We start from the raw sequence: 12,029 nt of genomic DNA on the forward strand, positions 1-12,029 counted from the left end.
ATGAGCGGCCAGGAGCAGATCCGCCACAATCGCAAGGACGGAGCCGAACCGCCGGAGGAGGCACCGGTCGCCCCGCAGGCGCAGACCCAGATCAGCACGGAGGCCGTCGACTCGATCCTCGACGACATCGACTCGGTGCTGGAGACGAACGCCGAGGAGTTCGTCCGCAACTTCGTGCAGAAGGGCGGCCAGTGAACACCGGCTTCGATCCCGCCTTCCTGTCAGCGACGACGAACTCGTTCACCGACTTCGCCCGCACCGTCGCCCCCGATGTGCTGCCGCACATCTCACCTGAGCAGCTCGTCTCCGCCTCCGGTGAGCGGGCCGGGGTGCCCGACGGCACGACGATCATCGCGTTCAAGACCGCCCACGGCGTGCTCATGGCCGGTGACCGGCGGGCCACCGTCGGCAACCTCATCGCCAGCCACATCATCGAGAAGGTCCACGCCGCCGATTCCGCCTCGGTCATCGGCATCGCCGGCACCGCCGGCCTGGCCCTCGAGCTCATCCGGCTCTTCCAGCTCGAACTCGAGCACTACGAGAAGATCGAGGGCACCCCGCTGTCCCTGGAGGGCAAGGCCAACCGGCTGGCTTCGATGCTGCGCGCCGGCCTCGGCCTTGCGATGCAGGGCCTGGCAGTCGTGCCGCTGTTCGCCGGTGTCGAACCCGGCCGGGACTCCGGACGGATCTTCAGCTTCGACGTCACCGGCGGCAAATACGAGGAAGTGAACTTCCATTCGATCGGCTCCGGCTCCGGGTTCGCCCGCGGTGCGCTGAAGAAGCTGTGGTCGCCCGGCCTGTCCGAGGCCGGGGGAGTGCGGGTCGCCGTTGAGGCGCTCATCGATGCCGCCGACGACGACTCGGCCACCGGCGGACCGGACTTCGTCCGCCAGGTCGCCCCGGTCGTGCGCGTCGTCGACGCCGACGGGGTGCGCCGGATCCCCGAATCCGAGGTGCTGCAGTACGCCACTGCGGTCGTCGCCTCCCGTGCAGAAGGAGACCGCCCATGAGCGCACCGTTCTATGTCTCTCCCGAACAGCTGATGAAGGACCGGGCGGAGTTCGCCCGCAAGGGAATCGCCCGCGGCCGCTCGGTCGTCGTGCTGCGCTACGACGACGGGATCCTGCTGCTGGCCGAGAACCCATCGGCGACGCTGCACAAGATCGCCGAGATCTACGACCGGATCGCCTTCGCAGCCGTCGGCAAGTACAACGAGTTCGAGACCCTCAGGCAGGCAGGCGTGCGCTACGCCGATCTGCGCGGCTACTCCTACGACCGCGCCGATGTCACCGCCCGCGGGCTGACGAACGCCTATGCCCAGACGCTGGCGAGTGTCTTCACCACCGAGTCGAAGCCCTTCGAAGTCGAACTCGTCGTCGCCGAGATCGGCGAGCATCCCGCCAGCGACCGGCTCTTCCGCCTGTCCTATGACGGTTCGGTCGCCGACGAGAACGAGCATGTCGCCATCGGCGGGCAGGCCGAGGAGATCGGCAAGCGGCTGTCGGGGCTGCGCACGGCCGGCAAGCCGCTGGCCGAGGTGCTCGCCATCGGCCACACGGTGCTGGGCACCGGACGCGACGACGACGTCGACCTCGACGACCTCGAAGCCGCCGTGCTCGAACGCTCCGCCTCCTCGCACCGCACATTCCGCCGCCTGCAGCCCGATGACCTGCGCTCCCTGCTCGCAGCCCCAGCCACCGGTGAGGACACCGGCCGCGAGGAGGCGCCCACCGCCTCGGGCACGGAGACCCGACCCCAGGAGGACGAGGGCCAGTGAAGCGGATCTTCGGACTCGAAACCGAGTACGGGCTGGCATACACGCAGGGGGAGTCCCGGCGCGTCGGGCCCGAGGAGATCGCCCGGTACCTGTTCCGCCCGGTCGTCGAATGGGGCCGGTCGTCGAACGTGTTCCTGCCCAACGGCGCGAGGCTGTACCTCGATGTCGGCTCTCACCCGGAATACGCGACGGCCGAATGCGACCGGCTGCCCGATCTGCTCGCCCAGGACGCCGCCGGCGACCAGATCATGGTCGAGCTGCTGGAGCAGGCGCAGCAGGCGCTGACCGCCGACGGCATCGACGGGCGCGCCCATCTGGTGAAGAACAACGTCGACTCCGCCGGCAACTCCTACGGCAGCCACGAGAACTTCCTCATCCGCCGGTCGATGGACTTCTCCCATCTCACCACTGTGCTGCTGCCCTTCCTTGTCACCCGCCAGCTGCTCGTCGGTGCCGGGGCGATCATCCCGGCGAAGGTCACGACCGAGCTCAAGCCGGCAGATTCGAACCGCGCGAACCCGCACGCCCCGGCCCGCACCCCGCAGCTGGACCCTGGACTGCTGCAGTTCGGGCTTTCGGCCCGCTCCGATGTCATGTGGGAGGGCGTGTCGTCGGCGACGACCCGGTCGCGGCCGATCATCAACGCCCGTGACGAACCGCACGCCGATGCCGAGAAGTACCGGCGGCTGCATGTCATCGTCGGGGACTCGTCGATGTCGCAGACGACGACCGAACTCAAGGTCGGCTCCGCTGCCCTCGTCCTCGACCTCATCGAAACCGGCGTGCCGATCGAGGACCTGAGCCTGCGCAACCCGATCCGCGACATCCGCCGCGTCGCCCGAGATCTCACCGGCCGCACCGAACTCGAACTGGCCTCCGGGCGGACGATGACGGCCCTGGAGCTGCTCGGCATCTACCTGCGCCGGGCGCAGAAGCTCGTCGCGAAAGGCGACCACAGCCTCGGCGATGATGCGACCGCCGCCCGGGTGATCGACCGGTGGCAGCGGATGCTCACCGCCGTGGACACCGGTGACTTCGCGCCCGTGGCAGCTGAGATCGACTGGGTCATCAAACGCCGGCTCTTCGACCGCTACATCGCCCGCGGGGACATCGAACTGTCAGATCCGCGGATCGCCCGGCTCGACTTCGCCTACCACGACCTGACCCCGCAGACCTCGATCTTCAAGCAGTTCGAGGCCAAAGGCGCAGCCGCACGCGCCGTCACTGCCGAGGCCGTCGAACAGGCACGCCGCCGCCCGCCGTCGACCACCCGGGCGCATCTGCGCGGCCAGTTCGTCGCCGCAGCCCAGGGCGCGGGCAAGGACTACACCGTCGACTGGGTGCACCTGAGGCTCAACGACCAGCTGCAGCGGGCGATCGTGCTCAAGGACCCGTTCTCCGCAGCGCACGAGCAGGCCGAGAAGCTCATCGCCGGGCTCGACGGAGAGCCTGCCGCGTTCGACGTCTGAGCGCGTCTGCCGGTCAGCCGAGAGCATCAAGGCCGCGTGCGTGTGACACACAGTGCCATGCCAGTAAGATTCTGTACGTTTGTGGAGATCACTCCGACCTGAGAGGAATGCCCGTGCGAAAGACCCTCATCGGCGCGCTCGCCGTGTCCGCGCTGCTGCTCACCGGCTGCGGTGCCGACGACAGCGCCGACGGCAATCCGGCTGAGAGCCCGGCCGTCGACGCTTCGAATGCGAAGTCCACCTCGCTTGACGACGTCGAGGTCACCGGCGAACCCGACCAGAAGCCGGAGGTCTCCTTCGAGGCCCCGCTGGTCATCGAGAAGCCGGAGAGCACCGTCGTCTCCGAAGGCGACGGACCCAAGGTCGAAGAGGGCCAGCAGGTCACAGCGAATATGACGCTCGTGTCGGGCAACTCCGGCGAGATCGTCGAATCCGGTTACGACACCGAGCAGCCCTCCGGCTTCCCGGTCGACAAGGCGCAGATCAACGAGGCGCTCTACGACGCCGTCATCGACGTGCCGGTCGGTTCGCGGGTGCTCATGAGCCTCAACGGCGCAGCGAAGTCCGGTGATGACCCGGAGACCCTCGTCTATGTCATCGACATCGTCAAGGCGGAGAAGCTGCCCGAGCCGCTGGAGAGGGCCGAGGGCACCGAGAAGGAGCCGCCGGCCGGGCTGCCGAAGGTCACCCGTGACGACACCGGCAAGCCCAGCGTCGAAGCCCCTGAGGGCGAGGCGCCGCAGGACCTCGTCGTCGAGCCGACGATCGAAGGCGATGGACCGGTGGTCGAAGAGGGCCAGACCGTCCAGGCCCACTACTCCGGCTGGCTGTACGACGATGTGACGAAGACCTTCGACTCCAGCTGGGACCGCGGCGAGCCCTTCTCGTTCACCGTCGGTGCCGGTGAGGTCATCAAGGGCTGGGACGAGGCGGTGGCCGGTCAGAAGGTCGGCTCGCAGCTGCTCGTCATCGTGCCCCCGGACAAGGGCTACGGTGAGCAGGGCTCGCCGCCGAACATCCCCGGCAACGCCACGCTCATCTTCGTCGTCGACATCCTGTCCGCCACCGGCGGCAAGTGACCCCCGCCCACCTGCAAGCTACGAGAAGAGGAACCATGGCCAAGACGAAACCCGAAGTCGACTTCCCCGGCGAGAACCCGCCGAGTCAGCTCGAGATCATCGACGACATCGTCGGTGACGGCCCCGAGGCGAAGGCCGGCGACACCGTGTCCGTCCACTACGTCGGCGTGGCTCATTCCACCGGCGAGCAGTTCGACGCCTCCTGGGACCGCGGCCAGCCGCTGCAGTTCAAGCTCGGCGTCGGCATGGTCATCCAGGGCTGGGACGAAGGTGTGCAGGGCATGAAGGTCGGCGGACGCCGCACCCTGCGCATCCCGCCGCACATGGCCTACGGCCCCTCGGGAGTCCCCGGGGCGATCGCACCGAACGAGAGCCTCATCTTCGTGTGCGACCTCGAAGGCGTCAGCTGAGCCGCTGAACCTGCCTCAGCGGCTGGCCTGGGCTCAGGCCAGCCGCCCAGCTGCACAGGTGCCCGCCGCGGCAGCGGCGATGAAGGACACCGGGTCCTCAGACAGACCCCGTCCCATCGTCGACAGCCGCACGGGCACCTGCTGCAATTCACCCAGCAGACCCCGCGGGTCGACCCATGCGACGTCATGGCGGGCAAGCTCGGGCAGCTGGGAATCGACCGTTTCGATGACCGCACGCGGATCGGCACCATCAGCGCCGATCGCCGCTGTCACCTCCTCATCGCTCAGCTGTGTGAGATCCGGCAGCGGGACGAGGCAGCCGGGATTGGCGGCCTTGCCGACAGCGGTGAGCGTGTGATGGGAGATGCCGTAGTGGCGGCCGCGGGCATCGGCATTCGACATCCTCGCCACCGCGATCGGCAGCCCGCCGAGGAACGCCGCGGCATTCAGGTGATCGGCGACCATCATGCCGGTGAACCCGTACGGAGTGCCGGTGCCGAGGTTGCCCGGACCCTGGGAGACGATGACGACATCGGCGCGGGCTACCTCGGCGGCGGCCAGCAGCGCTGAGTGGATCGTCACCGCCTCATAGTCGCCTCCGTAGGCCTGCCCGACGCTGATCGTCGCGGCCAGCCAGCCGCGCTCACGCAGCTCAGCGACCGAGCGGGAGAACGGCAGCGGCAGGGCAGCCCCGTCGGTCATGACATAGGCGACCCGCGCCTCGGGAGCGGTGACCCGGATGCCGGCCAGGATCGCCGGCAGGGCGGAGTGCAGATCGGCGACGACGACGGGCAGGCCGGACAGCGAGGCGGTGTCGCGGATCGCGGCGTGGTGCTCGGATTCCTGGTCGTCGACGCCGAGGACCATCGTCTGCAGCGGCGCATAGCGGTCCTTGACCATGTGGCCTGGCTGCGGCGGGGGATCGGCCGGCAGGTTCTCCGGCAGGGCGACGATGAGCCCGAAGCCGCCGGTGCCCAGCCTGCGGGCCAGCGCCGAGACGTTGACGAGCACCCGGTTCCCGGCCGCCGGGGTGCCGACGATGTCGGTGTAGGCGATCGCGCTGATGACCCGGTCGCCATCCTCGCGGCCGGGCAGCGGTGCGGTGAGTTCGACACGGGTCTGGTGGACGCCCGGCCAGGTCGTGGTGACCTCGCAGACGGTTCCTTCACGCCAATGGATCATGTGCTTAACCGTACCGGGCAAACGTAGTAGCTTAGAAGCGTGAACCAGATACGCCAGGCCACCGAGCGGCTGCTCAACCTGCTCATCGCCCTGCGTGCCGCCTCCGGCTGGGTCGACCGCGACACGCTCAGGCGCAAGATCAGCGGCTATCACGACCTGAGCGACGAAGCCTTCGACCGGATGTTCTCCCGCGACAAGGACGCGCTGCGCGAGCTGGGGATCGAGATCTCGACGACGAACTGGACCGACATCGGCTCGACCGATACCGTCTACGGCTACCGGATCACCAACGAGGACTACGAGCTGCCGGCCATCGACTTCACCCCCGCCGAAGCCGCTGCGCTTTCGGTCGCCGCCGACTGGTGGCGCTCCTCACCAGCGGCCGGGCAGGCCGAGCGCGCCCGCTACAAGCTCACCGGCCTCGGCACCGAGCTCAGTCAGCCGGCCACCGGCCCCGAGGCGGCGGTCACCCCGTCCCCGGAGTTCTGGCCCGGCGACGTCGCCACCGCGATCAGCGTCACGAGCGAACGCCTGCCGGTGCGGTTCTCCTACCGCAAGACCAGCGGTGAGACCGCCACTCGCACCCTTGAGCCCTATGCGCTGCTGACCCGCGGCAACCGCGTCTACCTCATGGGCCGCGATGTCGACCGCGAGGCGGTGCGCACCTTCCGGCTCTCACGCATCATGGGCCGGATCCGCAAGGCGCCCAGGCGCAGCGCTGGTGACTACGAGATCCCGGCCGGCTTCGAGGCCGCCGCCCACTTCGACCCCGGCCCGGAGGCCGGCACCCGCAAACAGGCGGTCATCGCCATCGCCCCGGGACGGGCCGAACCATTGCGCCGCGAGGGCACCCACACCGGCACGACCGCCCGCGGCTGGGACACCTTCAGCCTCGAATACGAAGATGAAGAGCTGTGCGCGACGACGCTGGCCGAGTTCGGCCCCAGCGTGCGGGTCATGAGCCCGCGCGAGCTCGCCGCAGCACACCGCGTGCATGTGCAGGCGACGATCTCGGCACTCACCGGGCTGCTGTCCGGTGAGGCTGGCGCGGGTTCGGCCGCCGGAGCAGGGCAGGAGGATGACGATGGCGCAGACGACACCTGAGCGGCTCAGCCGGCTGCTCGGCCTGGTCCCGTATCTGACGGCGAATCCGGGTGCTGAGCTTCACGAGGTGGCCGAGGCATTCGGCTGCACCCGTGAGGAGCTCATCGACGATCTGGAGCTGCTCTTCGTCTCCGGCCGGCCCGGGCACATGCCCGATGACCTCATCGAGGCCAGCTGGGAGGACGACCGCATCTACGTCTCCAACGCCGAGGAGGTGTCCGTGCCGGTGCGCCTGTCGCGCGCCGAGGCCGGCACCCTGACCTTGGCGCTCGAGACGATCCTCGCCCTCGACCCACCCGACGCCGAGGCGGTGCGCAGCGCCAAGGACAAGCTCGCCGCCGCCGCCAGCCTGGAGGAGACCGGGCAGCGCTTCGACATCGTGCTCCCACCGGTCGACCCGCAGGTCAGGCGTGTCGTCGAGGAAGCCTTGGCCAGCAGCGATGACCTGCAGCTGTCCTACTATGTGCCCAGCCGCGATGAGCTCACCGAGCGGGTCGTCGACCCGCTGACGCTCCGGCTCTCCGGCCGCTGGTATCTCGAAGCCCACTGCCACACCGCCGGCGGGCTGCGCAGCTTCGCCCTCGACAACATCCGCCGCATCCGCCCGGTGCCCGCCCAGGAGCACGCGTCTCCGGCAGACCCTGCCGATGCCACCGCCCCCGAGGCGGAGGGAACCTCGCGCACACAGCCGGCCGGCGCCTCGGGCACGGTGACGATGACGCTGACGAGCACCGGCGCCCGGCTCGTGGAGGACCTGCCGGTCCAGACACGGTATGACACCCACGGTCCCGGGACGGTGACGATCACCCTGCCGGTGTACGACCAGGCGTGGCTGGTGCGCTGGCTGCTCGCCCACGGCAGGCACGTCATCGCCCTCGACCCGGTCGATGCCGCCCATGAGGCGCTGCGGCAGTCGGAGGCCGCCCGCGAGGAGATCAGCTCACCGCCGCACCGCGCCGCCGGGTAGCGCACAGTCCGGCGGTGTGAAGCACACGGCCGGAAGGACTACAATTGAGGCAGTCATTGCAAAGGAGACTCCATGCGCCCGAGCCCTGTTCACTTTCTCATCCTCGTGCTTGTCATCATCGTCATCTTCGGTGCGGCCAAGCTGCCGATGGTGGCCAAGAACCTCGGCAAGTCGATGAAGGTGTTCAAATCCGAGGTCAAGGACCTCCGCGACGATGAGAGCGCCGATGACGAGGCCAAGGAGATCACCGACGCGCAGCGCCGCGCCGACACCGGTGGCTCCCACCGGGCTGAGAGGACCGCAGAGGAGCGCATCGGCGAACCCCGCACCGAAGGTGAGCCGCGGCACGACGACCGCCTCTGAGGCCGTCGGTGGCGAAACTTCCCAGACGTCTGCCCCGACGTCAGAACCCTGAGAAGCGGATGTCCCTGGGCGGGCATCTGCTCGAGCTCCGCAACCGGGTCATCATCTGCCTCATCGGGTTGCTGCTCGGGGGGATCGTCGGCTGGATCCTCTACGACCCGGTGCTGGAGATTCTGCAGACCCCGATCCGGCAGGTTGCCGAACAGGACGGCCGTGACGCGACCCTGAACTTCGCCGGTATCGCCTCCCCGTTCGACCTCAAGATCAAGGTCTCGCTGTTCCTCGGCATCATCCTCACCACCCCGCTGTGGCTCTACCAGCTGTGGGCTTTCATCATGCCCGGGCTGACGAAGAAGGAGAAGCTCTACGCCCTCGGGTTCCTCGCCGCTGCCGTCCCCCTGTTCTTCATCGGCGCAGCACTGGCGTTCTTCGCGCTGCCCAATGCGGTGCGCGCGCTCATGACGTTCACGCCGATGGGGGCGTCGAACTTCGTGCCGGCGCAGGACTACTTCTCCTTCGTCATGCTCATCATCGTCGTCTTCGGCATCGCTTTCGTGCTGCCGGTGCTCATGGTCGGGCTCAACCTCGTCGGCATCCTCTCAGCTGACACGATCCGCCGCTCCTGGCGCTGGATCGTCGTGCTCGTCTTCGCGTTCGCTGCGATCGCGACCCCGTCACCGGATGCGCTGTCGATGTTCTTCCTCGTCGTCCCGATGATGCTGATGTTCTTCCTCGCCTGGGTCATCTGCCTGCTCAACGACCGCAAACGCAAGAAGCGGATGATCGCCGAGGGCACCTGGGTCGACCCGGCAGAGCTCGACGAGGACTGAGACCGCTGAGCTGACTGCCCGGCACCGTCCTGAGCCCACAGATTCCGGGCGAGCCTGCACCAGCCGGGCCGCTTCCGAGGCGGTAGACTGGTGCGATATGGAGCTCTCACCTGCCGAAGCCTATGCCGCTCACCAGCGACGCGTGAAAGAGGCAGGCTCACCGCTTGGCCGCTATGCCGCTGAACTCGACTACGAGCTCGATGACTTCCAGAAGACCGCCTGCCTGTCGCTGCAGGCCGGCAAGTCCGTGCTCGTGGCAGCCCCGACCGGGGCCGGCAAGACCGTCGTCGCCCAGTTCGCCGTGCGGCTGGCCTTCGAACGCGGTGTGCGCGCCTTCTACACCACCCCGATCAAAGCGCTGAGCAACCAGAAGTTCCAGGAGCTGTGCGAGGAGTACGGCGAGGACAACGTCGGACTGCTCACCGGAGACACGACGATCCGCCGCGACGCCCAGGTCATCGTCATGACCACCGAGGTGCTGCGCAACATGATCTACTCCGGCACCGACCTGTCGAAGCTCGGCTTCGTCGTCCTCGACGAGGTCCACTACCTCGGCGACAAGTTCCGCGGGCCGGTGTGGGAAGAGGTCATCATCCACCTGCCGGTGCACGTCGCACTCGTGAGCCTGTCGGCGACGGTGTCGAACGCCGAGGAGTTCGGCGACTGGCTGGCCGAGGTGCGCGGCGACACCGACGTCATCGTCTCCGAGCACCGGCCGGTGCCGCTGTACAACCACGTCGCCGTCGGCACGAACCTCTACCCGCTCTTCGCCCCGGGCAAGAAGAACGCACACAAGCTCAACCGCGACCTGACGTATGCGACCCAGAAGTTCACCCGCCGGCCGACCAGCCGCCGGGATCGCCGCAATCCTCGGCAGATGCGCTTCCGCCGACCGTCGCGCACCTCGCTCATCAGCGAACTGCTGCATGAGCGGCTCCTGCCGGCGATCTACTTCATCTTCTCCCGCAGCGCCTGTGATGACGCTGTCGAACAGTGCCTGGCCGCCGGTCTCGATCTCACCACCTCGATGCAGAAGCGCCACATCCGCGCCCGGCTCGAAGACCTGCAGGACGAACTGGCCCAAGAGGATCTCGGCGTGCTCGGCTTCCACAGCTTCGCCACCGGGATGGTCCACGGGTTCGCCGCCCACCATGCCGGGCTCATCCCGCAGTTCAAGGAGCTCGTCGAGGAGCTCTTCGCCGCCGGGCACCTGCACGTCGTCTTCGCCACCGAAACGCTGGCACTCGGCATCAACATGCCCGCCCGCACCGTGGTGCTGGAGAAGCTGACGAAGTTCAACGGCGAGTCCCATGTCCAGATCACACCGGGGGAGTACACCCAGCTGACCGGCCGGGCCGGGCGGCGCGGCATCGACATCGAAGGCCATGCCGTGGTCGTGTGGCATCCGACGATCGAGCCCGAGGAGATCCAGTCGCTGGCCTCGAAGCGCACCTATGCGCTGCGTAGCCAGTTCACCCCGACGTACAACATGGCCGCCAACCTGCTGGCCCGCATGACCAAGGACGATGCCGCGAAGGTGCTCGAGACCTCGTTCGCGCAGTTCCAAGCCGACCGCGGTGTGGTGGGCCTGGCGAAGAAGCTGCGCCGCAATGAAGAGGCCATGGCCGGCTACGAACGGTCGATGGAGTGCGAGGCTGGGGACTTCATGTCCTATGCGCAGCTGCGCCGGACCCTGTCGACGATGGAGAAGAAGGCCAGCCGGTACCGTTCGAAGGTCAAGCAGCGCGACGTCGTCGAATCGCTGGCCGGTCTGCAGCCCGGTGATGTCATCGTGCTGCCGTCTCACAAGTTCTCCGAACCGGCTGTTGTCATCCAGGAGATGCAGAGCCAGGACGGCACGTCCCGGCTGCCGACGATCCTCACAAGCTTCGGCAAGGTCTGGCATCTGCGCCCCCACGAGGTGACCGAACCGGCCCAGCTGCTCGGCCACATCCGCATGCCGCGGAAGTTCAACCACCGGCAGGTCGCCGCCCGCCGGCAGGTCATCGAGACGATGGAAGCGGCTTTCGACCGCGGCCAGCTGACCTCCCCGAAGGGCAAGCACAAGACCAAGCACCGTCCGCAGCGCAGCGGTGAGGCCGAGATCGACGAGGTCCGCCAGCAGCTGCGCGCCCATCCCTGCCACGCGTGCCCGGAGCGGGAGAACCATGCCCGCTGGGCCGAACGGCTGTTCAAGCTGCAGCAGGAGACCGCTCAGCTGCGCAAGCAGATCTCCGGGCGCACCTCATCGATCGCCCACGTCTTCGACCGGGTCTGCTCGGTGCTCACCGCGCTGCACTTCCTGCCCGATGACTCGCGGATCCTGCGCCGCATCTACGGTGAACGCGACCTGCTCGCGGCGATGAGCGTGCGCGCAGGCCTGTGGGATGAGCTGACCGAACCCGAGGCGGCAGGCCTGGCCTCAGCACTGTGCTACCAGTCCCGGCGCGAAGGCGGCTGGGGAATGCCCCCGATGCCGACGGCCGGTCTGCAGGATGCTGCCGGGGAGCTGCGCGGACTGTGGGCTGACCTGTTCCGGCTTGAGACTGACTTCCGGCTGCCGCCGACGCCCGAACCTGACTTCGGGCTCGTGCAGGCGATCTTCCGCTGGACGGAGGGCAAGAACCTCAGCGGCGCGCTGGCCGGCAGTGACGTCGCCGCTGGTGACTTTGTGCGCTGGGCCAAGCAGACCCTCGACATGCTCGGCCAGATCGCCGATGTCTGCCCACCGTCGGTCGAACCGACCGTGCGCCGGGCTGCCGATGCGATCCGCCGCGGCGTCGTCGCCGACTCCTGATACTACAGCGCCGCCTCACCCATCGGCGAGGCGGCGCTGTGCTGTCAGGCT

Annotated in this window: 12 protein-coding genes; 11 read left to right on the plus strand and 1 reads right to left on the minus strand. The window is 68.2% G+C overall.

Translation table 11 applies throughout. The annotated features are described in order from the left end of the window. From H9634_RS08440 to H9634_RS08465, 6 genes are all read left to right on the plus strand, one after another. Positions 1-195: a ubiquitin-like protein Pup gene (locus H9634_RS08440; RefSeq protein WP_102160085.1), complete on the plus strand. Its 195-nt coding sequence runs from the start codon at positions 1-3 to the stop codon at positions 193-195. Beyond that, positions 192-1,010, plus strand: a complete 819-nt coding sequence (gene prcB, locus H9634_RS08445; protein WP_191726258.1) for a proteasome subunit beta — start codon at positions 192-194, stop codon at positions 1,008-1,010. The genes H9634_RS08440 and prcB overlap by 4 nt, the downstream gene beginning before the upstream one ends. Beyond that, the gene (gene prcA, locus H9634_RS08450) at positions 1,007-1,777 is read left to right on the plus strand and encodes a proteasome subunit alpha (protein WP_191726259.1); all 771 of its coding nucleotides are present in this window, start codon (positions 1,007-1,009) and stop codon (positions 1,775-1,777) included. The genes prcB and prcA overlap by 4 nt, the downstream gene beginning before the upstream one ends. Continuing rightward, positions 1,774-3,246 carry a Pup--protein ligase gene (pafA, locus tag H9634_RS08455; RefSeq protein WP_191726260.1) on the plus strand — a complete coding sequence of 491 codons (1,473 nt, stop codon included), beginning with the start codon at positions 1,774-1,776 and terminating at the stop codon, positions 3,244-3,246. The genes prcA and pafA overlap by 4 nt, the downstream gene beginning before the upstream one ends. 113 nt (positions 3,247-3,359) lie before the next feature. Further along, complete coding sequence (locus H9634_RS08460; RefSeq protein ID WP_318245050.1) at positions 3,360-4,325, plus strand: FKBP-type peptidyl-prolyl cis-trans isomerase; 966 nt, start codon at positions 3,360-3,362, stop codon at positions 4,323-4,325. 35 nt (positions 4,326-4,360) lie between these two features. Further along, positions 4,361-4,735 carry an FKBP-type peptidyl-prolyl cis-trans isomerase gene (locus H9634_RS08465; RefSeq protein WP_175294714.1) on the plus strand — a complete coding sequence of 125 codons (375 nt, stop codon included), beginning with the start codon at positions 4,361-4,363 and terminating at the stop codon, positions 4,733-4,735. Between the two features lie 33 nt (positions 4,736-4,768). Here the strand turns inward: H9634_RS08465 and H9634_RS08470 are convergent, their stop codons facing one another. Next, entirely contained in the window at positions 4,769-5,917 is a 1,149-nt protein-coding gene (locus H9634_RS08470; protein WP_191726262.1) for a DUF3866 family protein, read from the minus strand. Between the two features lie 39 nt (positions 5,918-5,956). On the opposite strand from H9634_RS08470, the gene H9634_RS08475 reads away from it, so the two are divergent. From H9634_RS08475 to H9634_RS08495, 5 genes are all read left to right on the plus strand, one after another. Then, positions 5,957-7,021 (plus strand): helix-turn-helix transcriptional regulator, encoded by a 1,065-nt coding sequence (locus tag H9634_RS08475; protein ID WP_191726263.1) that lies wholly within the window; start codon positions 5,957-5,959, stop codon positions 7,019-7,021. Continuing rightward, entirely contained in the window at positions 7,002-7,988 is a 987-nt protein-coding gene (locus H9634_RS08480) for a helix-turn-helix transcriptional regulator (protein WP_191726264.1), read from the plus strand. Before H9634_RS08475 ends, H9634_RS08480 begins: the two co-directional genes overlap by 20 nt. 72 nt (positions 7,989-8,060) lie before the next feature. Continuing rightward, positions 8,061-8,351, plus strand: a complete 291-nt coding sequence (gene tatA, locus H9634_RS08485; protein ID WP_175294710.1) for a Sec-independent protein translocase subunit TatA — start codon at positions 8,061-8,063, stop codon at positions 8,349-8,351. An 8-nt stretch (positions 8,352-8,359) separates the two neighbouring features. Then, entirely contained in the window at positions 8,360-9,181 is an 822-nt protein-coding gene (tatC, locus tag H9634_RS08490) for a twin-arginine translocase subunit TatC (protein WP_318245051.1), read from the plus strand. A 97-nt stretch (positions 9,182-9,278) separates the two neighbouring features. After that, complete coding sequence (locus H9634_RS08495; RefSeq protein ID WP_191726265.1) at positions 9,279-11,978, plus strand: DEAD/DEAH box helicase; 2,700 nt, start codon at positions 9,279-9,281, stop codon at positions 11,976-11,978. Positions 11,979-12,029: the final 51 nt, after the last annotated feature.

This window comes from Brevibacterium gallinarum (genome assembly GCF_014836885.1).
GTDB classification, from domain to species: domain Bacteria; phylum Actinomycetota; class Actinomycetes; order Actinomycetales; family Brevibacteriaceae; genus Brevibacterium; species Brevibacterium gallinarum.